Here is an 18,446-nt window from a genome sequence, read left to right as displayed (position 1 = left end):
GCTCCCGGCCGCCTCCCCGCCGCCGGGCCGGACCGGTCCGCCGCAGTGGCCAAGAACACCATCGGGCGGCGTGCGACCGCCGCATCGCGGCACCGGGCCCCGGTGTCCGCGCGGCGCCCGGTTGCGTAGCGGGACTGCGGCGCCCGCCGTCGGCGGGCCTCGCCCAATCGCCGTACACCGCCCGGTCCGCCGGAGGACCCCGGGGGCGGCGGGGACACCAGGGGCGAAAGGGGGACGTAGCACCGTTGACACCCTCGCGGGCCCGTGACCTACTGACGGGATCGACTCGAGGTCGTAAGGCGGCCGCAGCCATGACGTGCTCCGGCGCCCGGGGGGATTTGCGGTGACGAGAGAGCGATATCCGACGACGGCTGAAGTAACCGAGGGTGCCAGCGCGCTGACGCTGAGATTCCCGCGGATCTGCCGCTTGGGCGCGGTCGGCAGATCCCGGGCGGGCCGGCCGCTGCTGATGCTGACGGTCGGCCGGGGACCACGCAACGTTCTGGTGGTGGCCGGTCCGCACGCCAATGAGGCGGCGGTCGGGGGCGCCACCGTGCTGAGGCTGGCCGAGCAGATCGCCGTCAAGTGCGAACGCGGCGAGGACGACGGCAGCGCCTGGCACTTCCTGCTCTGCATCGACCCGGACGGCGCGGCGCTCAACGAGCCCTGGCTGCCCGGGCCTTACACACTCCGCGGTCACTACGAGTACTTCTTCCGGCCGTGCGCGGCCGAACAGCCGGAATGGCTGCCCGCCGACGGCGCGGTGGCCGAGGCGGCGCTTCCCGAGACACGGGCGCTGGTCGGCGTGCTGGACGGGCTGCGCCCGGTGCTCCAGTGCTCGCTGCACAGCATCGATGTCGGCGGCAGCTTCGTCCAGCTCACCAGTGACGTACCGGGGGTTCCGGAGCGGATCGGCAAGTCGGCGGCGGAGCTGGACATCCCGCTGGAGAGCGGTTCCTCCGACGCCTTCCAGTGGCCGAGCCCGGGGCCCGGGGTCTATGTGATGCCGCCGACCTCCGATCCGGCGGCCGGCGACGGCGCGCACTCCACCTGGGCGCACGCCCAGCGCTACGACGGAGTGACCGCGATCGTGGAGGTCCCCATGTGGGCCTGCGACCGCAGCGCCGACACCACCCCGCATCCGGCTCCCGACCGCGCTCTGCGCAGGGCCGGCGCTGCGCTGCGCCGCGATCTGCCGGTGGTGGCACGGGTGCTGCGACGGATCGACCCCCAACTGCTGCGCTCCGAAGGCCCGCTGCTGCGTACCGTCCGTGAACTGATCGCCATCGGGCCCCGGTTGGCCGCCGAGTGGGACCCGGCGGTCCGTCCGCCCGACGCCGCCCCGCTCCCCCCGATGACCACCGCCCGCGTCACCAGTATCGAGGTCTACGCCCAGCGCATCCCGCTGCGCGCCGCCGCGATGCTGCGCCGGATCACCGACCAGCCGTCCGTCGCCCGGCTGGTGGACGACTGGTGCGAGGCGTACGAACGGGCCTACCGCCCCCGCTGGGTGCCCGTCGCCGATCAGGTCGAGCAGCAGGCACGCAGCGTGATCGCGGTCTACGAGGAACTGCGCGCGTAAGCGCCGCCGCGGGACCGGACCGCGCCCCGGCCGCGACGGCCGCGCCGCCCCTGGGCGAGGGCGCCCGGCGGCGGTCCCGGGGCCTGCCGCGCCCGGCCGCGTCTCACCCGTTCGGAGCAGTCGGCGGCCCACCGCGCCGCTTGTGCGCCGATGATGATCGCAAGGGGTTACCGCTCAGCCGGGAGCAGGTGAACGCGATGAGTTCCGACAAGTCGGTCGGCGGCCGATCCTTCCGCGAGCTGATGACGCCGACCAGGATCGCCGCTCTGGTGCTCATCGCGCTCGCCGCCATCTTCATCTTCGAGAACACCCGGATGGTCAGGATCCGCCTGATCATCCCCGAAGTGACCATGCGCCTGTGGGCGGCCCTGCTCATCGCCTTCGGCATCGGTCTGCTGACCGGTCTGTGCCTGCGGTTCAGCGCCCGGCGCCGCCGGCGCTGAAACCCGGCCCCGCCCGTCCCGGCACCGCGAGATCCGAACGACAGGCCCTAGATCCGGAGGTCGGCCGTGAGCCCCTTGCCCATGCACAGGCTCAGCTCGTCATGCCGGTAGAAGCCGAACTTCGGTACCGACAGATAGCCGCAGGACCCGTAGAGCGCTATCGCCTCGGGCTGCCTCAGGCCGGTCTCCAGCACCATCCGGGTCCGTCCGGCCGCCGCAGCGGTGGCCTCCAGTTCGGCCAGCAGCGCCCGCGCCAGCCCGCGGCCCCGCGCCTGCGGCACCACGAACATCCGCTTGATCTCGGCGTCGCCGTCCGCGAAGCCTTCCGGTGACGCGTCCTGCGCCCGCCAGCCGCCGCTGGCCACCGGGGTGCCGTCCGGGTCGTAGACCAGTAGATACAGACCCCGCGGCGGCTCGAAGTGCGCCGCGTCCATCGGGGAGACATCGCCGTCCCCGTAGCGCCGGACGTACTCCTGCTGCACCAGGTCGTTGAGCTTCACCGCGTCGGGGGCGTCGTAGCGCGTCCTTCTGATCTCCACGCCGACATCGTACGATATTCGTACGTGTGTACGGTGATCGGGTAGGGCGCCGCACCGCCCAGGTAGGGTCCAGGGCGTGTCCATCACCATCACCACTGTGAACGTCAACGGAGTGCGGGCCGCCGCCAAGAAGGGCTTCCTGGCCTGGCTGGAGTCCACCGCCTCCGACGTCATCTGCCTGCAGGAAGTACGCGCCGAGCCCGACCAGCTCCCGGTGGAGCTGCGTGATCCCCGGGGCTGGCACGCCTACCACGCCCCGGCGACCGCCAAGGGCCGGGCCGGTGTCTCCGTCTTCAGCCGTCAGGCGCCCGCCGGGGTCCGGGTCGGCTTCGGGTCGGCGGAGTTCGACGCGTCCGGCCGCTATCTGGAGATCGACCTGCCGGAGGCGGGCCCCGGCCTCATCGTCGGCAGCCTCTATCTGCCCTCGGGCGACGTCGGCACGGCGCGGCAGGACGAGAAGATCCGCTTCATGGACGCGTTCCACGACCACCTCACCGACCTGCACGCGAAGGCCGCCGCGGGCGGCACCCACGCCCTGGTCTGCGGCGACTGGAACATCGCCCACCAGGAGGCCGACCTGAAGAACTGGCGGGCCAACCAGAAGTCGGCCGGCTTCCTGCCCGAGGAACGCGCCTGGCTCGACCGGGTCCTCACCCCCTGGACGGACGTGGTCCGCCAACTCCACCCCGACGTCCCGGGCCCGTACTCCTGGTGGTCCTACCGCGGCAAGGCCTTCGACAACGACAGCGGCTGGCGCATCGACTACCACGTGGCCACGCCCGGCCTGGCCCGTACCGCCACCGCCGCCTTGGTCGAACGCGCCGCCTCCTACGACCTGCGCTGGTCCGACCACGCGCCGGTGACGGTCACCTACGACATCTGACGGCGGGTCGCACCGCGACCGCCCAAGGACAGCTGAAACCGCCTGGTCGCGGGCCCGGCCCGATGGCATGCTGAGCCGGTGAACCGACCGCGCATCACCGTACGTGTGCCCGCCGGACTCCGGCTCTTCGTCGCGGCGGAGCGACGGGGCGCGTCGACCGAGGTGGTCACCGACGGCTCCTCGTCGCTCGGGCACGTGGTGGAATCCCTGGGCATCCCGCTCACCGAAGTGGGCGGACTCGCCGTGGGCGGGCGGGAGGTCGGGCGCGGGTACGTCCCGGCCGAGGGCGACGATGTGACGGTCGATGCCGTCGCCCGTCCCCAACACGTCCCGGGCGCCCCCCTGCGCTTCCTGCTCGACGTCCATCTGGGCACGCTGGCCCGCAGGTTGCGCCTGCTGGGTGTCGACACCGCCTACGCGAACGAGGACATCGGCGACCCCGCCCTGGCCGCGCTCTCCGCCGCCGAGCGCCGGGTGCTGCTCTCCCGCGACCGCGGTCTCCTGCGGCGCCGCGAACTCTGGGCGGGCGCCTACGTCTACAGCGACCGCCCGGCGCTCCAGCTCACCGACGTCCTGGAGCGGTTCACCCCCGAACTCGCCCCCTGGACCCGCTGCGTGGCCTGCAACGGCCGGCTCACGGCCGCCGACAAGGACTCCCTGCGCGATCGGCTCGAAGCCGGCACCCGGAAGACCTATGACGTCTTCGCCCAGTGCACCGTCTGTGGCCGCGCGTACTGGCGGGGCGCCCACCACGCCCGTCTGGAGGCCGTGGTCGACGAGGCGATGCGCGCATACGGCCCGCTGGGCCGGCACCGCCCGGCCTGAGCCGTACGGGCAGGAAGTGCCACAAGCACAGAAAACCCAACCGGGACAAACTGTACAGGTCGCCTGCGCGGACAGACTGTACAGACAAACTGTGCAGGTGAAACTGTACAATCCGAGCTGCGGGTTCTACCGTGGACCGGATGAACGAGAGTCCGCGTCTGTCGCCATCGGCGGTCCAGGCCTCGCGCGAGGTCCGCGCCGTGATCAGCCGCCTGCGGCGCCGCATCCTGAACGCCGCCGAGGCCGAGGACATCACCCTGGGGCAGGCGTCCGTCCTGGCCCGGCTGTCCGGCAGGCAGGGCGTCACCGCCAGCGAGCTGGCCTCGGCCGAGGGAGTGCGCCACCAGTCGATGACCTCGACGGTCGCGTCGCTGACCGCCCTGGGGCTGGTGGAACGCCGGCCCGACCCCGATGACGGGCGCCGTCTGCTGATCGCGCTGACCGCGGAGGGGCACCGGCGGGTGGAGGAGGGGCGGCAGGCGCGGCAGGAATGGCTCGCCGGTGAGTTGCAGGAGAAGTGCACGGAAGAGGAACGGCGGGCCGTGATCGCCGCCATGGCCGTACTGGAGCGCCTCACGCATGACTGATCAGATAACCGAGGGGCCGCCCAGGACGGCGGCGGCGGGCTTCGACCGGCGGCTGCTGCCGCCGATGATGCTCGGCTCGATCCTGAACCCGGTCAACTCGACGATCATCGCCGTCACGCTCGTCCCCATCGGCGACGCGCTGGGCGCGCCGCCCTCCCAGACCGCCTGGCTGGTCTCGGCCCTCTATCTGGCCACCGCTCTCGGGCAGCCCGTCGTGGGCCGGCTCATCGACATCTTCGGGCCGCGCAGGCTCTTCCTCGTCAGTACGAGCCTGGTCGGGGTCGCCGGTGTCGTCGGCACCCTGGCGCCGAACCTGGGGGTGCTGATCGCCTCGCGGGTGCTGCTCGGGTTCGGCACCTGCGCCGGGTATCCCGCGGCGATGGCGCTGCTGCGCAGCGAGGCCAGGCGCACCGGGCGGGACAGTCCCGGCGGGGTGCTGACCGCGCTGGCGGTCACCAACCAGACCATCGCCGTGATCGGCCCGCTGCTGGGCGGTCTGCTGATCGGACTGGGCGGCTGGCGCGCCACCTTCGCGCTGAATGTGCCGCTGGCCGTCGCGGCCGTGCTGCTGGGACTGCTCCGGCTGCCCAAGGAGGCTGGGCCCAAGGAGGCTGGGCCCGAGGAGTCCTTGCCCGAGGAGGCCGGTACGGGGGAGTCCCGGCAGCGCGGGCGGCTCACCGCCCGGCTCGACCTGCCCGGCATGGCGCTGTTCGCCGTGCTGCTCGTCTCGCTGCTGCTGTTCTTGATGAACCCGCGCCCGCGCGACGGGTATCTGCTGGTGATCGCCGCCGCCATGGGCGCCGCCTTCGGCGCGCGGGAGCTGCGGGCCGCCATCCCCTTCATCGACCTGCGGGTGCTGGGCGGCAACACGCCACTGCTGGTCACCTACGGGCGCGCGCTGGTCGCCTATGTCGTCTCCTACGCCTTCCTCTACGGCTTCACCCAGTGGACGGAGGAGGGCTTCGGGCTCTCGCCCTTCCACGCGGGGCTGGTGCAGATCCCGATGTTCCTGGTGGCCATCGGTGTCTCGATCCTCTCCGGGCGGCGCAAGAGCGTGCGCGGCAAGCTGATCGTCGGCGGGCTGGGGCAGGTCGCCGCCTGCGCGGTGATGCTGACGCTCAGCGGGGACAGCCCGGTGTGGATGCTGATGCTCGTCGCCCTCATCTTCGGCGTCCCGCAGGGACTGAACAGCCTCGCCCTGCAGAACTCCGTCTACTTCCAGGCCGATCCCGAGCGCACCGCCTCCTCGGCCGGCCTGCTGCGCACCTTCGCCTACCTCGGCTCGATGGTCGCCTCCTCCACGGCGGCCGCCTCCTTCGGGCAGCGCGCGGACACCGGCGGCATGCACCAGCTCGCCTGGATCATGCTCGGCGCCGGCGCGCTCTACCTCCTCCTGACCGTCTTCGACCGCACGCTCGGCCGGGGGAGCGGCGGGAGCGGCGCGAGCACCTCGGCATCCCCGGACCACCGCAGCTGAACGAAAGGCTGCGGCAGGTAGCCGGCGGGCATATGGGCGAGGCGGCTGGGCCGGAGGTCCATCGCCAGGAGGGCGGTGCGGGGCAGGATGCACACGCCGTCCGCGCGATCGGCGCGGCTCGCGGCGCGGGCGTCCCCGTCAGCCACGTGGCACTGCGGCTGCGGCCCGGCGACACCGACGCGGCGCCGCACCACACGCTGCTGAACGACCTCCTCGCCCGGCGCGGCGAGGTCACCACGGCTGTGGAGTCGGCGCACACCCTCAGGACCCGCCGCGCCGACGCGCGAGATGGACGATGATGTCGGCGGCGATCCCGACCGTCCCGGGCAGAATCCGCGCGATCCGGTCGAGGATCTGCTCCCGCCGCGCGGCGGGCAGTACGAGATAGGCCGAGATCGTGGAGAGATGGCCGATGTAGTCGCCGGCGCTCATCGTCAAGCGCCGCTCGATCACGGACTGCTGCACGTCGGTGAACCACTCGGATCGCTGGAGCTCCGTACCCGGCCACTGCATGGCGTACCCCGGAGGCGTTCCGTCCGGGGACGGTATCTCGTCGCTGTCCAGGAACGGTGCCCGCGCCGCGCGTACGGCTTCCGCCACGGCCGGGTCGGCCAGCCGGACCGGCCCGCCGCACGAGGCGAACACGCCGTCCGGCTCCAGCAGCGCGGCCATACGTGACCACCGACCCTCCGGCTCCGTCCAGTGCAGCGCCGCCGCCGCGTAGACCAGCCCGTATGTCCGGCCCGGTCGTATCTCCTCGAACGCGGCCCGCACCGTCCTGACGCCCGCCGGCACATGCTTGCGCAGCTCGGCGAGCATGGCGACGTCGGGCTCGGTCGCCGTGACCGTGATCCCCGGCCGGGCGAACAGGCGGGTCGCCTTGCCTGTCCCGGCGCCGATCTCCAGCGCGGTCCGCACCGGACGGCCCGCGTACTCCGTCACCTTGTCGTACAGCTCCGCGGGATACCCCGGCCGGAACCTTTCGTACGCTTCCGCCATCATTCCGAAGCTCAACGCGCGACCGGGCATGCCGAGCATCCTGGCACGCGCCGCGCCCCCGGCGCCCGGGCTTTTCGCACTACCGCTGTTTCCCCCCGGCCCCTGTGGCACCGCTGCCGCGCGGCTCGCGAACCGACACGAACCGACAGCGGACCGACAAGAGATTCGCTCTGGACAAGAAAAGTGTTCGGTGGAAGGCTGGAGCCATGTTGGACGTGAGCGTGATCGAGGACGCGGAGGCCGCCGCGGTCTCCCTGGATCCGATACGGGCCCGGCTGCTGGCCGAACTGGCCGCCGGGCCGGCCTCGGCGACGATGCTGGCCGCGCGGGTCGGACTGCCCCGGCAGAAGGTGAACTACCACCTGCGGGCGCTGGAGAAGCACGGCCTGGTCGAGCTGTCCGGGGAGCGGCGGAAGGGCAATGTCACCGAGCGGCTGATGCGGGCGACGGCGGCCTCCTATGTGATCTCGCCGATCGCGCTGGCCGCGGTGCAGCCCGACCCGGCCCGCTTCCGGGACCAGCTCTCGGCGCGCTGGCTGCTGGCGGTCTCGGCCCGGCTGGTCCGGGACGTCGGCATGCTGATCACCGGCGCGGACCGCGCCCGGCAGCGGGTGGCCACCTATGCGCTGGACGGCGAGGTGCGCTTCGCCAATGCGGGCGAACGGGCCGCGTTCGTCGAGGAGTTGACCCGAGGGGTCGCCGCACTGGTGGCCAAGTACCACCAGCCGGAGGCCACCGGCGGCCGGCCGCACCGCATCGTCGTGGCCCTGCATCCCACCGTGAGACCCGAGACGAGCGCGGCGGTCGAGGCGGGCGCGCCCGACCACCGGCACGCCGAGGAGCCGGACTCCGTTCCGTCCCGCCCCACGCCACTCCCGTAACCCGCGTCATCCCCGTGAGGAGTCACTGAACCACCATGTCGAAGCCATTCGAGATCGTCCGGGAATTCGAGGTCGAGGCCAGTCCCGAGCAGGTCTGGGAAGCGGTCAGCAGCGGGACCGCGGGCTGGCTGTGGCCCATGGAGTACGAGCCCCGCGAAGGCGGCGCCGCCCCCTTCGGCGGCACCGTCACCGCCTGGGACCCGCCGCACCGCCTCACCGGACGCAGCGAGGGCCCGGAGGAGGGGCCGCGGCAGGTCTTCAATCAGCTCGACCACCTCATCGAGCCCCGCGAGGGCGGCGGTTCATGGGTGCGGTACGTGCACAGCGGCATCTTCGTCGACGACTGGGACAACCAGTACGACGGCGCCGACAAGCACACCGACTTCTACCTCCATACCCTGCGCGAGTATCTGCGGCACTTCACCGGCCGCCCCGCCGTCTTCGCCGGCGCCGACGGATCGGGCGCGGCGGGCGACCCGGACGCGCTGGTCGCCGCCGCCCGCGCTCTCGGACTGCCGGACCGCGCCGCCGCGGGCCACACCGTCCATGTCCAGCTCCCCGGCGCCGCCCACGCGACGGATGTCGTACTGGACTACCGCGACCCGTACTTCATCGGTCTGCGCACCGACCACGCGATGTACCGCTTCTTCGGCCGCAACCGCTTCGGCGCCACCGTCGGCGTCACCGTGCACGACTTCGACCCGGCCGCGGACCCGGCCGGCCTCGAAGCCGACATCAAGCACTGGCTCGACGGCGTGTACGGGGTGCCCGCGGCTCCCGCCGCTCCCGCCTCCGCCTGAGCCGCGCCGCCGCCTTCGCCGCCCCCTCTCCCCTCCCCCCTCGGCGGAAATTTCTGTTATCGCGCGGGCCCGCGCCCGTCTCCTGTGGGTCGGGAGCGGGCGTTGCGGAGGTCGGGGCAGTGGGACGCAGGAGTCGGCGGCGCGGGCGGAAGCGCGGAGGAATGCTGGTGGCGGGGGCGCTCGCGCTGGCCTCGATGAGTGCGGCGCTGTGTGTGGCGGTCGGGCACGCCGGGACGGAACTCGCCGCGCACGGCGGGCCGGTCCCCGTGACCCGGACCGCCGCGGTGAGGCCGCCCGCCACCGGATGTATGCCAGCCCCGCCGGCGCTACGACCGGGGACCCGATCGGCGTCGGCGGCCGCTCCCTTGCCGGCCGCCCCCGCCCCCGCCCCCGCACCGTCGTCCGCCCGGCCCGGCTCCCGGTCGGGGCGGCCGGGCGGCAGGACTGCGCCGGACCACCGTGCGAAGCCCTCCCCGGCGAGCAGTACTCCCGCTGCCGCGAGCGGGCGGCGCGCGCCGAGGCCCTGCCCGACCCGGGGCCGCTGAATCGCGTGGCGCCGCACAAAAGGCCCGGCCCCTGCGCGTACTCCCCTCCGCGTACTCCCCGGCGGACGACGACACGACCGGTACGTTCACCGGCATGGGCGAGGCGGGCCGCCGCGCCGCCGAGCACACGCAGCAACGGGAGTGATGACCATGGCCACCTACGCACTCGTCCCCGGCGCGGACGGCTCCGCCTGGTACTGGCACCGGATCGTGCCGGGCCTGCGGGCGCGCGGACACCAGGTGGTGACCCTCGACCTGCCCGGTGAACCGACCGCGGACCTGGACGCGTTCGCCGACGCCATCACGGACGCCATCGGGGAGGCCGTCCCGGACGCCGACGCCGCGGGGAGCACAAGTCCCGCTCCCGGCAGCGGTGATGACGCCGGCCCGCTGATCGTCGTCGCCCAGTCGCTCGGCGGCTTCTCCGCGCCCCTGGTCTGCGCCCGGCGGACCGTGGACCGGCTGGTACTCGTCAACGCGATGGTGCCGCGGCCCGGCGAGACGGCCGGGGAGTGGTGGGGCAACACCGGGCAGGCCGAGGCGCGGGCCGCCCACGCCGCCTCCATCGGGCGTCGCGGCGCGGACGCCGAGTTCGACGTACGGACCGACTTCTTCCACGATGTGCCGCCCGGGATCACCGACGAGGCCTTCGCGGCCGAGCCCGGCGGACCGCCGGCCGGGATCTTCGCCCAGCCCTGGCCGCTGGCGCGGTGGCCCGACGTACCGACCCGCTTCCTCCAGGGCCGGGACGACCGCTTCTTCCCGCTCGACTTCCAACGCCGGGTGGTACGCGACCGGTTGGGGCCCGGCGTCGAGGTCGAGGAGCTGCCCGGCGGCCATCTGGTGGCGCTCAGCCGGCCGGAGGAACTGCTGGCCGCGCTGCTGCGGGAGGACTGAGGGGAGGAACGGGAGCCGCCCCTGCTACTTCCTGTACAGTTGTCCAGGAAGTAGCGGGGGAGCCGGCCGATTCCTGGGGGATACGTGAACGTCGTGGCGAACGTCCTGGTGGCGGCGGTCGCCGCCTTCCATCTCTATGTGCTGGTCCTGGAGATGTTCCTCTGGCAGGGCCCGCGCGGCCGCGCGCTGCACGGCCTGGACGCGGCCGGCGCCCGCACCACCGCGCCGCTCGCCGCCAACCAGGGGCTCTACAACGGATTCCTGGCCGCCGGGCTGATATGGGGGCTGGTCGCAGCCCACTCGGTGGGCTTCCAGGCGAAGGTGTTCTTCCTGTGCTGTGTGGTGCTGGCGGGCGCGTACGGCGCGGCGACCGCGTCGCGCAAGATCCTGTATGTGCAGTGCGCGCCCGCGGTTGTGGCGCTGATCGCCGTCCTCGTCGCGGCGTGAGCGGCGAGAGTGCGTGAGCGGCGTGAGCGGCGTGAGCGGCGTGAGCGGCGTGGGCGGCGAGACCGGATGACCCGGTGACCGGGGAGCCGGGCGATCCCCCGGCGGCGGTCGACCCCCGGACCCGGCGGACCCGGGCCCGGCTGCGGGCCGCGCTTCTCGCCGAGTGCGAACTGCGCCCGCTGGACGAGGTCAGCCTCTCGGCGCTGGCCCGCCGCGCCGGAGTCGGCCGCGCGACCTTCTACCTCCACTACGACGGGCTCCGGGCGCTGGCGGTGGACGCGTGCGCCGATGTCGTACGGGACGGGGTGGACGCCCTGCACGCCTGGACCGGCTCGCCGTCGCCCGACATGCCGCCGGCGCCGCTCGTCGACTTCCTGACCGCGGTCCACCGGCGGGCCGGGCTGTACCGCGCCCTGCTGCCCGATGGCGGCGGCGGTCCGCTCGGCACCCTGCTGCACCGCGAGTTGCGCGAACGCTCGTACGCGGAGCGGGTCAGGGCCGGCGCGCCCCGCCCCGAACTCGCCGCCTCCGCCGTCGCCGCCGCCTTCACCGGTCTGCTCGCCGACTGGATTCACGGCCAAGTCCCCCTGGCTCCGGAGGACTTCGCCGAGCAGGTCTGGCGGCTGCTGCTCGCTGTCCACCGCACGGTGCGCTGACGGCTCATGTCCGGCGTCCGCCACGCGGCGATCGGCGGTCCTCCCGAACACCGATCAGCGGCCGGGTCTTTCGAACCACCGTACGAAAGTGATCTCTGGGACGAAACGGACGGATGTGGGGGCTGGGTGGTGGCGCCGGGCCGAAGGTTTGCGACGATTGGCGCGATGACCGAACATTTCCCCGACGCGTTCGAGCGCGGAAACGACACCCGAGGCCGGCACCGGCACCGGCGGCCTCGTCGTGGCCGTAAGCGACCGGTGGTGATGGCGACTGCCGGAGCGGTCGGCCTGGTGGTGGTCGGCGCCAGCTATCTGGTGGTCGGCCGGCACGGCGGGACCGCGGTCGCGGACGACGGACGGCACGGCGCGGTGGCTTCTTCGTCTTCTACGTCTTCTTCGTCGGCCACGGTACCGACCGGCGTCGCCGCGAAGGCCGCGCCGGCCGACACGCCGGCCCTGGTCGAGCAGTTGCCCACCGTCATACCCGGGCTCGGCCCGAAGACGCGGGCCGAGATCCCCGCCGCCAGCCACCAAGTGCTGGTCGCCTCGGGGAAGGCGAAGAACTCCCCCGACGCCGAGGTCACCCTGTGGTCCCGCACCACCGACGGCCGCTGGCGGCCCGGCGCCACCTGGCCGGCGCACAACGCGCTGGACGGCTGGACCAGTTCGCACCACGCCGGCGATCTGCACAGCCCCATCGGGGTGTTCACGCTGCACGACGCCGGCGGTTTCGACGCCGACCCGGGCTCCAAGCTGCCGTACCACCACTCGTCCGAGTTCCAGGCCGGCGGTGTCGGTTTCGACGGCGAGACCCTGGACGACGCGTTCGACTATGTGATCGCCATCGACTACAACCGCGTCCCCGGTACGTCGCCGCTCGACGGCACGCAGCCGCTCGGCGCGGCCCGCGGCGGCGGGATCTGGGTGCATGTGGACCACGGCGGCCCCACCCACGGCTGTGTGAGCGTGCCCGCCAGCCGCATGGTCGAACTGCTGCGCACCCTGCTGCCGGCCGACCATCCGGTGATCGTCATGGGCGACCACACCTCGCTCGCCACCTGAGGTCCGCCTCGGCCCGACCGTCCGACCTGCCGCCACCGCCGTCCGACCTGCCGCCGCCGCCGGCTGCCTGACGCCGACGCGCGAGCGCCGGGCGGTCGCGGTCGTCGCCCCGTACGACGACCGTGAACACCCGGCGCTCAGCCGTTCCTTCGTCCGTCCGCGTGCGGTCAGCCGCGCGGGACGACCAGGGACTGCACGTCCGGCAGGCCCTTCCAGTCGTTCGAGGCGACCGTGGCGTGCGCCTTCGCCAGCAGGGCCACCCGCGCCGCCGCGTCGGCCGGCGCCGGGTTGACGTCGTCCAGGGCCGGTGCCACGTTCTGCGAGTCGGTCATGAACAGCAGGTAGTGATTGGTGTCGTACCAGCTGGTGTCGATCGAACCGTTGAGGTAGGTGGCGGCGTCACCGTCGAAGGCGACGAACCAGGGGCGCAGCGTGGCGTCCGAGTAGCGCGTGCGCGGGTCGCCGGCCTGGGCGTTGTGCACCGAGGGGAAGATGTTCGCCTGGGCGGTCTTGCCCTGGGTGTGCAGGTCGCGCAGGTAGGTCGCGTACTCCTTGTCCGTCCACAGGGTGTCGGTCGGGTTGGCCTCCTCGACCGTGCCCGGGATGACTTCGAGCAGCACCTTGCCGGCCAGCTGCTGCCGGGTCGGCCAGTTGCCCGCCTTGGCGGCGTCGTCCAGGGTGGCGTACTGGCCGCCGCCCGGCTTGTTCAGCAGGTCGTTCGGTTTGAAGACCAGGCTGCCCAGGTGGGCGCTGATCGAGCTGTCGAGCTTGGCGGGGCTCATCCCGAAGGTGGACTGGAAGCCCGCCTTCAGCTCCAGCTTGATGACCAGCGGGCCGTGTCCCGGGTGCGCGCCGAGCCAGACCCGCACGTCGTCGAGGCAGGACTCCAGGTCCTTGTTGGCACCGCCGCTGTAGAGCTGCGAGGCCGAGGACGCGTTGACGCAGTTGTTGCTGTTGCCGAGCGGATTGGAGTGGCTGACCTTCCACTCCGAGGTGATGAAGTCGTCCCAGACGTCCAGTTCGATCATCGAGGTGCCGGTGTCCAGCGCCTGCGCCAGGTACGGGAAGGTGGCGGGGTCATAGGTGTTGTGCAGGCCGGACACGGTGGCGCCGGACAGCGGCAGGGAATTCGTGTCGGCGGCGGAAGCGGCGCCGCCGGGCCCGGCGGCGGTGAACGCCAGGCACGCGGTGAGGGTACCGAGCAGCGCGGTACGCAGGGCCGTACGCGGACGAAGGGTAACTCGACGACGGGTCATAGGACCGGTCACGTCTCCTCCAGTGGGGGGTGGCTCTCCGTCCAGGACGGTGACGGCCATGTGTGAATCGACGGAGACATGACACGTAACACGATCTGGAATCCCGCTGTCAGCTCCGATTCACGCCGAACTCCCGGGGTGCGGGACCGGGCTGAACTCGTCTTTTCCGATAAAAAGCTGGGTCAGTCGACGCCGAGCAGGCGCAAAGCTGCGGTGGTGACGGCGGCGGCGACGACCACCGCGACGAAGGGCGCCCGGCGCCAGGCGCACAGACCGCCGACGGCCACCCCCACCGGTCGGGCGACGCCGGCGAAGCCGTGCCCCTCGGTGAGCGCGGAGGTGGCGACCAGGGCGCCGAGCAGGACGACCACGGCGACGGCCGTGAGGCGTTCCACCCGGGGGGAGAGGGTGACGCGGGCGCGCAGCACCGGTCCGGCGAGGCGGAAGGCGAAGGTGCCCGCGCCGAGGACGGCGGTGGCGAGAACGAGGCCGGTGGCGGAGGTCACGGTGAGGTCCGATCGGTCGGGTGGCCGGCGGGGGCCGCGGTCGGGGGGTCGGCGACGCCGGGGTCCGCGGCGGACGGGTCCGGGACGCCGGTGGCCGCTGCCGCCGGCCGGCGGCGGGGGAGGCCGACGGCGACGCCGGCCAGGGCGAGCAGGACCGGAAGGCCAGCGGGGAGGAAGGGGGTCGCGGCCAGCGCGATCGCGGCGCCGGCCGAAGCCGCCCTGCGGGTGGCCGTGTTGTCGAGGGAGGGCAGCAGGAGGGCGAGCAGGACCGCGGGGAAGGCCGCGTCCAGCCCGAAGGTGTCGGGGTCGCCCATCGCCCGGCCGCCGAACGCGCCCGCCACCACGCCGAGGTTCCAGCAGGCGAACAGCCCGAGCCCGCACGCCCAGTAGGCGGCCCGCCGACGCCCCGGCCCGTCCTGCGCCAGTGTGAAGGCCACCGTCTCGTCCACCATCAGATGGCTCCCGGCCAGTCGGCGCGGCAGACCGGCGCCGACCACGTCGCCGACCACGAAACCGAACGGCAGATGGCGCGCGTTGACCAGCAGCCCGGCGGCCACCGCCGCCACCGGATTGCCGCCCGCGCCCACGATCCCGACGAAGATGAACTGCGAGGCGCCGGCGAACACCACCACCGACAGCAGCACGGGCAGCCACAGCGGCAGCCCGAGGCCCACCGCGATGGCGCCGAACGACACACCGACCAGCCCGTCGGCGGCGCACACCAGCCCGATGTCCCGCGCCAGGCCTTGGTCCAGGGTTCGCTTTATCGAACGATTCACCCGATCTACTGAACGGCACGGTCTGATGGTTCGTCAAGTCGAACGATAGGATTTCTTCAGCGAACGCAGCTGCGACCATGGACACGGCGGGCACACGGCGCGGACACGGCGAAGGGACGACGGCCATGGCGGACAGTGGGGGTCCTCACGGCGAAGGCGGCACGGGCACGGGAACGGACGCCGGAGCGGGCGGTACTGCAGCGGCCGAGTCCGGCGCGCCGCTCGCGACCATCGCCGCGTCCCTGCGGCGCGAGCGGCGCCGGGTGGGGCTCTCCCTCACCGAGGTCGCCCGCCGTGCGGGTATCGCCAAATCGACGCTCTCCCAGCTGGAGTCCGGCACCGGCAACCCGAGCGTGGAGACGCTGTGGGCGCTGAGCGTCACCCTCGATGTGCCGTTCGCCCAGCTCGTCGACCCGCCCCGGCCCCAGGTGCGGATCATCCGGGCCGGGGAGGGCCTGGCCTTCACCGCCGAACACGCCGATTACGTCGCCACGCTGCTCGCCTCCTGCCCGCCGAACGCCCGCCGCGACCTCTACGTGATCACCGCCCAGCCGGGCACCTCGCGCGACTCGGACCCGCACATGCCGGGAGTGACCGAGCATGTGGTGCTGAGCGCCGGACGGGCCCTGGTCGGCGTCGCCGACGAACCGGTCGAGCTGAACCCGGGGGACTACGTGGCCTACCCGGGCGATGTCGCGCACGTCTTCCGGGCGTTGGAGCCGGATACGGCCGCGGTGCTGATCCAGGAGCACCGCTGAGGCGCCGCCACCTGCGCCCCGCCCGATACCAGGCCTGATGATCCGCCCCCGCCCCCGCCCCCGCCCCGACTCCCGACTTCCGACGGCAGGAGACCGATGATGGGACGCACCGCGACCGGAGAGCCCGACGACCGGTCCGCCGTACGGATCGAGCGCGCCGGACCGGTGACCACCGTCGTGCTGTCCCGGCCCGCCGCGCGCAACGCCGTGGACGGTCCGACGGCGGTCCGGCTCGCCGACGCCTTCCGGGAGTTCGACGCCGACGGGGAAGCGGCCGCGGCGGTGCTGTGGGGCGACGGCGGCACCTTCTGCGCGGGCGCCGACCTCAAGGCGATCGGGACCGGCCGCGGCAACCGGGTGGCCGAGGACGGCGACGGCCCGATGGGGCCCACCCGGCTGCGGCTGGGCAAGCCGGTGATCGCCGCGATCTCCGGCCACGCGGTCGCGGGCGGTCTGGAACTGGCGCTGTGGTGCGATCTGCGGGTGGCCGAGGAGGACGCGGTGCTGGGGGTCTTCTGCCGCCGCTGGGGTGTGCCCCTGATCGACGGCGGAACTGTACGGCTTCCCCGGCTGATCGGCGCCGGCCGGGCGATGGACCTGGTGCTCACCGGCCGGCCGGTGGACGCCGCCGAGGCGCTCGCCATCGGTCTCGTCAACCGGGTGGTGCCCCGGGGTACCGCCCGCGCCGCCGCCGAGGCACTCGCCGCCGAACTGGCCGCCTTCCCGCAGACCTGCCTGCGCCAGGACCGGCTCTCCCTGCTGGAACAGGACGGCCGGTCCGAACAGGAGGCGCTGGCGGGCGAGTTGGCCCATGGCCGGATCTCGCTGCGGGAGGCCGGAGCCGGTGCGGCCCGGTTCGCCGCCGGGGAGGGCCGGCACGGCGCCTTCGGCACCTGACGCCGGGGCCGGGCCGGATCACCGGTGCTCGGCCCGGCCGCCGGTCAGTGCTGGAAGAGCCGCAGCCCGGTTCGCACCAGGGTGATCCCGTGCTCCTCGCAGGCCTCGGCGACCTCGGCGGAGCGCAGGGAGCCGCCCGGCTCGGCGATCCACCGCACGCCGTAGCGGGCCGCGTGATCGACGTTGTCGCGGAAGGGCAGCGCGCCGTCCGAGGCGAAGGCGACACCTGTGAGGCGCGCGGCCCAGTCCCGCCGGTCCTCGTCGGTCGGCTCGGGGGCGGGCACGTCGAGGGCCGCCGCGAGCCGGAGGCGTTCGTTGGGCGTCAAGTCGCCCTCGGCGATCCGGACTTGCCAGTTGACGCGCTCCTGGCGTCGTACCGCCGCGCCGAACTCCATCGCCTGCAGCGCCGGATGGCGGCGCAACCACCATCCGGCCGCCTTCGCGCCCGCCAGCCGCGTACAGTCGACCCGCGACTGCTGGCCCGCGCCGATGCCGAGCGTGACCCCGTCCCGCACGTAACAGACCGCGTTGGACTGGGTGTCGCGCACCACGGCGAGCCCGAGCAGCAGATCCTCGGCAGCGGCGGCGGGCACCGGCGCCTGCCCGCACACCACATTGCCGAGCAGCTCCGTGGTCAGCGGCACCTCGTCGCGGGCCTGCGTCAGCCGCAGGCCGTAGATCTCCCGCCGCTCCAACTCCGGCGGCACATAGGTCGGATCGGCCTCAAGGACGAGGAAGCGGCCCCGCTTCTTGGCGCTCAGCGCGGCCATCGTGCCGGGCTCGTAACCGGGGGCGACGATGCCGTCGCACACCACGCGGGCCAGCAGCGCGGCGAGTTCGGCGTCGACCGGGTGCGAGACGGCGGCGAAGTCGCCGTACGACGACTTCGGATCGGCGTCGCGGGCCCGGACATAGGCGCTGGCCAGCGGGCTCGCGATGCCTTCCACCGGGTCGAAGCCGTAGAACGCCGCGGTCGGGCCGTCGACGGGTCCGGCCAGCGCCGCGCCGGCCGGGGAGACATGCTTGAAGGACGCCGCCACCGGCCGCCCCAGCGCCGCCGACGCCTCCCGTACCAGCCGCCAGCCGCTCAGCGCGTCCAGCAGGTTGATGTACGACGGGTCGCCGTTCAGCGCCCGCAGCGGCCACGCGCCCGCTGTCACGGGCTCGGCGCTCGCCCGGCCCTGCTGGGGATTGAGTCCGTACCGCAGTTCCACCGGGGCCTCCACAGCCGTACCGCCTCGCTGATGTGAGGCGCCCAGGCGGTCGACGCTCATCCGGACTGCTGGGCCGCTCCCCGGTGGTCCTCCACCCTCGCCAGTCGCGCCCAACGGCGACTCTACCCGCCGCGCCCGCGCGGCCCCGCGGGTAGGCCGGCCGCCATGATCGTCCGGATCAACGGGACCTCCGGTGTCGGGAAGACCACCACGTCCGAGAAGCCGGCCGCGCTGCTGCCGGACGCGCTGGTCTTCGACTCCGAGTCGGTCGGCTACATGCTCCAGCCGGTGTTCACCGGCATCCCGGCGCGGGACTTCCAGGATCATCCCGCGGGGTCAGCCCGCGCCAGCACCGGTCGGGCGCGGCGGCCTCCTGAGAGAGTGGGGGCGGCCGACAGAAGGAGACGGTGAGG

22 protein-coding genes and 1 riboswitch are annotated in these 18,446 nt (G+C 73.3%); of the genes, 16 read left to right on the top strand and 6 right to left on the bottom strand.

The window, feature by feature from the left end; translation table 11 throughout:
- Window positions 1–343: 343 nt before the first annotated feature.
- The gene (locus ACFO3J_RS05770; RefSeq protein ID WP_386426738.1) at window positions 344–1,582 is read left to right on the top strand and encodes a M14 family zinc carboxypeptidase; all 1,239 of its coding nucleotides are present in this window, start codon (window positions 344–346) and stop codon (window positions 1,580–1,582) included.
- A gap of 197 nt (window positions 1,583–1,779) precedes the next feature.
- Window positions 1,780–2,025, top strand: a complete 246-nt coding sequence (locus ACFO3J_RS05765) for a LapA family protein (protein WP_386426736.1) — start codon at window positions 1,780–1,782, stop codon at window positions 2,023–2,025.
- A gap of 47 nt (window positions 2,026–2,072) precedes the next feature.
- Here the strand turns inward: ACFO3J_RS05765 and ACFO3J_RS05760 are convergent, their stop codons facing one another.
- Entirely contained in the window at window positions 2,073–2,564 is a 492-nt protein-coding gene (locus ACFO3J_RS05760; protein ID WP_386426734.1) for a GNAT family N-acetyltransferase, read from the bottom strand.
- 76 nt (window positions 2,565–2,640) lie between these two features.
- On the opposite strand from ACFO3J_RS05760, the gene ACFO3J_RS05755 reads away from it, so the two are divergent.
- The 5 genes from ACFO3J_RS05755 (at window position 2,641) to ACFO3J_RS05735 (ending at window position 6,635) form a co-directional block, all read left to right on the top strand.
- Window positions 2,641–3,447: an exodeoxyribonuclease III gene (locus ACFO3J_RS05755; protein WP_386426732.1), complete on the top strand. Its 807-nt coding sequence runs from the start codon at window positions 2,641–2,643 to the stop codon at window positions 3,445–3,447.
- 78 nt (window positions 3,448–3,525) lie between these two features.
- Window positions 3,526–4,272 (top strand): Mut7-C RNAse domain-containing protein, encoded by a 747-nt coding sequence (locus ACFO3J_RS05750; protein WP_386426730.1) that lies wholly within the window; start codon window positions 3,526–3,528, stop codon window positions 4,270–4,272.
- Between the two features lie 140 nt (window positions 4,273–4,412).
- Complete coding sequence (locus tag ACFO3J_RS05745) at window positions 4,413–4,859, top strand: MarR family winged helix-turn-helix transcriptional regulator (protein WP_386426728.1); 447 nt, start codon at window positions 4,413–4,415, stop codon at window positions 4,857–4,859.
- Entirely contained in the window at window positions 4,852–6,336 is a 1,485-nt protein-coding gene (locus tag ACFO3J_RS05740; protein WP_386426726.1) for an MFS transporter, read from the top strand. The genes ACFO3J_RS05745 and ACFO3J_RS05740 overlap by 8 nt, the downstream gene beginning before the upstream one ends.
- 32 nt (window positions 6,337–6,368) lie before the next feature.
- Window positions 6,369–6,635 carry a hypothetical protein gene (locus ACFO3J_RS05735; RefSeq protein WP_386426724.1) on the top strand — a complete coding sequence of 89 codons (267 nt, stop codon included), beginning with the start codon at window positions 6,369–6,371 and terminating at the stop codon, window positions 6,633–6,635.
- Here ACFO3J_RS05735 and ACFO3J_RS05730 read toward each other — a convergent pair.
- Entirely contained in the window at window positions 6,598–7,335 is a 738-nt protein-coding gene (locus tag ACFO3J_RS05730; RefSeq protein ID WP_386426722.1) for a class I SAM-dependent methyltransferase, read from the bottom strand. The genes ACFO3J_RS05735 and ACFO3J_RS05730 overlap by 38 nt on opposite strands.
- A 206-nt stretch (window positions 7,336–7,541) precedes the next feature.
- On the opposite strand from ACFO3J_RS05730, the gene ACFO3J_RS05725 reads away from it, so the two are divergent.
- From ACFO3J_RS05725 to ACFO3J_RS05700, 6 genes are all read left to right on the top strand, one after another.
- Window positions 7,542–8,216: an ArsR/SmtB family transcription factor gene (locus tag ACFO3J_RS05725; protein ID WP_386426720.1), complete on the top strand. Its 675-nt coding sequence runs from the start codon at window positions 7,542–7,544 to the stop codon at window positions 8,214–8,216.
- Between the two features lie 35 nt (window positions 8,217–8,251).
- The gene (locus ACFO3J_RS05720) at window positions 8,252–9,016 is read left to right on the top strand and encodes an SRPBCC family protein (RefSeq protein ID WP_386426718.1); all 765 of its coding nucleotides are present in this window, start codon (window positions 8,252–8,254) and stop codon (window positions 9,014–9,016) included.
- 695 nt (window positions 9,017–9,711) lie between these two features.
- A complete protein-coding gene (locus ACFO3J_RS05715) occupies window positions 9,712–10,458 on the top strand; it encodes an alpha/beta fold hydrolase (RefSeq protein ID WP_386426716.1) in 747 nt (248 codons plus the stop codon).
- Window positions 10,459–10,542: 84 nt separating this feature from the next.
- The gene (locus ACFO3J_RS05710) at window positions 10,543–10,905 is read left to right on the top strand and encodes a DUF1304 domain-containing protein (RefSeq protein ID WP_386426714.1); all 363 of its coding nucleotides are present in this window, start codon (window positions 10,543–10,545) and stop codon (window positions 10,903–10,905) included.
- A gap of 74 nt (window positions 10,906–10,979) precedes the next feature.
- Window positions 10,980–11,561, top strand: coding sequence for a TetR/AcrR family transcriptional regulator (locus tag ACFO3J_RS05705; protein ID WP_386426712.1), 582 nt, complete (start codon window positions 10,980–10,982; stop codon window positions 11,559–11,561).
- A 165-nt stretch (window positions 11,562–11,726) separates the two neighbouring features.
- Complete coding sequence (locus ACFO3J_RS05700; protein WP_386426710.1) at window positions 11,727–12,623, top strand: L,D-transpeptidase family protein; 897 nt, start codon at window positions 11,727–11,729, stop codon at window positions 12,621–12,623.
- 167 nt (window positions 12,624–12,790) lie between these two features.
- On the opposite strand, the gene ACFO3J_RS05695 is transcribed toward ACFO3J_RS05700, so the two are convergent.
- The 3 genes from ACFO3J_RS05695 to ACFO3J_RS05685 form a co-directional block, all read right to left on the bottom strand.
- On the bottom strand, window positions 12,791–13,879 hold the full coding sequence (locus tag ACFO3J_RS05695; RefSeq protein ID WP_386426708.1) for a phosphatidylinositol-specific phospholipase C domain-containing protein: 1,089 nt from the start codon (window positions 13,877–13,879) through the stop codon (window positions 12,791–12,793).
- 182 nt (window positions 13,880–14,061) lie between these two features.
- The gene (locus tag ACFO3J_RS05690) at window positions 14,062–14,385 is read right to left on the bottom strand and encodes an AzlD domain-containing protein (RefSeq protein ID WP_386426706.1); all 324 of its coding nucleotides are present in this window, start codon (window positions 14,383–14,385) and stop codon (window positions 14,062–14,064) included.
- Window positions 14,382–15,164 (bottom strand): AzlC family ABC transporter permease, encoded by a 783-nt coding sequence (locus tag ACFO3J_RS05685; protein ID WP_386426704.1) that lies wholly within the window; start codon window positions 15,162–15,164, stop codon window positions 14,382–14,384. The genes ACFO3J_RS05690 and ACFO3J_RS05685 overlap by 4 nt, the downstream gene beginning before the upstream one ends.
- 125 nt (window positions 15,165–15,289) lie before the next feature.
- Between ACFO3J_RS05685 and ACFO3J_RS05680 the strand changes: the two genes are divergently transcribed.
- Both ACFO3J_RS05680 and ACFO3J_RS05675 read left to right on the top strand, forming a co-directional pair.
- Window positions 15,290–15,922 (top strand): helix-turn-helix domain-containing protein, encoded by a 633-nt coding sequence (locus ACFO3J_RS05680; protein ID WP_386426702.1) that lies wholly within the window; start codon window positions 15,290–15,292, stop codon window positions 15,920–15,922.
- A gap of 99 nt (window positions 15,923–16,021) precedes the next feature.
- Window positions 16,022–16,819: a crotonase/enoyl-CoA hydratase family protein gene (locus tag ACFO3J_RS05675; protein WP_386426700.1), complete on the top strand. Its 798-nt coding sequence runs from the start codon at window positions 16,022–16,024 to the stop codon at window positions 16,817–16,819.
- A gap of 44 nt (window positions 16,820–16,863) precedes the next feature.
- Here the strand turns inward: ACFO3J_RS05675 and ACFO3J_RS05670 are convergent, their stop codons facing one another.
- A complete protein-coding gene (locus tag ACFO3J_RS05670) occupies window positions 16,864–18,093 on the bottom strand; it encodes a phosphoribosylaminoimidazolecarboxamide formyltransferase (protein WP_386426698.1) in 1,230 nt (409 codons plus the stop codon).
- Window positions 18,066–18,151: riboswitch (ZMP/ZTP riboswitch) on the bottom strand. Its footprint overlaps the gene before it by 28 nt.
- A 47-nt stretch (window positions 18,152–18,198) precedes the next feature.
- Here ACFO3J_RS05670 and ACFO3J_RS05665 point away from each other — a divergent pair.
- Complete coding sequence (locus ACFO3J_RS05665; RefSeq protein WP_386426696.1) at window positions 18,199–18,444, top strand: hypothetical protein; 246 nt, start codon at window positions 18,199–18,201, stop codon at window positions 18,442–18,444.
- The last annotated feature ends 2 nt before the right edge of the window (window positions 18,445–18,446 follow it).

Origin of the sequence: Streptomyces polygonati, from assembly GCF_042650325.1 — a bacterium.
Lineage (GTDB): Bacteria > Actinomycetota > Actinomycetes > Streptomycetales > Streptomycetaceae > Actinacidiphila > Actinacidiphila polygonati.
This window is presented reverse-complemented; position numbering and strand designations above follow the sequence as displayed.

Excerpts from the sequence above, each read along its gene's own strand:
- ACFO3J_RS05665 (WP_386426696.1), top strand. The coding sequence starts at position 18,199 with ATGATCGTCCGGATCAACGGGACCTCCGGTGTCGGGAAGACCACCACG.
- ACFO3J_RS05670 (WP_386426698.1), bottom strand. The coding sequence starts at position 18,093 with ATGAGCGTCGACCGCCTGGGCGCCTCACATCAGCGAGGCGGTACGGCT.
- ACFO3J_RS05675 (WP_386426700.1), top strand. The coding sequence starts at position 16,022 with ATGGGACGCACCGCGACCGGAGAGCCCGACGACCGGTCCGCCGTACGG.
- ACFO3J_RS05730 (WP_386426722.1), bottom strand. The coding sequence starts at position 7,335 with ATGGCGGAAGCGTACGAAAGGTTCCGGCCGGGGTATCCCGCGGAGCTG.
- ACFO3J_RS05695 (WP_386426708.1), bottom strand. The coding sequence starts at position 13,879 with ATGACCCGTCGTCGAGTTACCCTTCGTCCGCGTACGGCCCTGCGTACC.
- ACFO3J_RS05720 (WP_386426718.1), top strand. The coding sequence starts at position 8,252 with ATGTCGAAGCCATTCGAGATCGTCCGGGAATTCGAGGTCGAGGCCAGT.
- ACFO3J_RS05735 (WP_386426724.1), top strand. The coding sequence starts at position 6,369 with ATGGGCGAGGCGGCTGGGCCGGAGGTCCATCGCCAGGAGGGCGGTGCG.
- ACFO3J_RS05765 (WP_386426736.1), top strand. The coding sequence starts at position 1,780 with ATGAGTTCCGACAAGTCGGTCGGCGGCCGATCCTTCCGCGAGCTGATG.
- ACFO3J_RS05715 (WP_386426716.1), top strand. The coding sequence starts at position 9,712 with ATGGCCACCTACGCACTCGTCCCCGGCGCGGACGGCTCCGCCTGGTAC.
- ACFO3J_RS05680 (WP_386426702.1), top strand. The coding sequence starts at position 15,290 with ATGGCGGACAGTGGGGGTCCTCACGGCGAAGGCGGCACGGGCACGGGA.
- ACFO3J_RS05740 (WP_386426726.1), top strand. The coding sequence starts at position 4,852 with ATGACTGATCAGATAACCGAGGGGCCGCCCAGGACGGCGGCGGCGGGC.
- ACFO3J_RS05700 (WP_386426710.1), top strand. The coding sequence starts at position 11,727 with ATGACCGAACATTTCCCCGACGCGTTCGAGCGCGGAAACGACACCCGA.
- ACFO3J_RS05725 (WP_386426720.1), top strand. The coding sequence starts at position 7,542 with ATGTTGGACGTGAGCGTGATCGAGGACGCGGAGGCCGCCGCGGTCTCC.
- ACFO3J_RS05745 (WP_386426728.1), top strand. The coding sequence starts at position 4,413 with ATGAACGAGAGTCCGCGTCTGTCGCCATCGGCGGTCCAGGCCTCGCGC.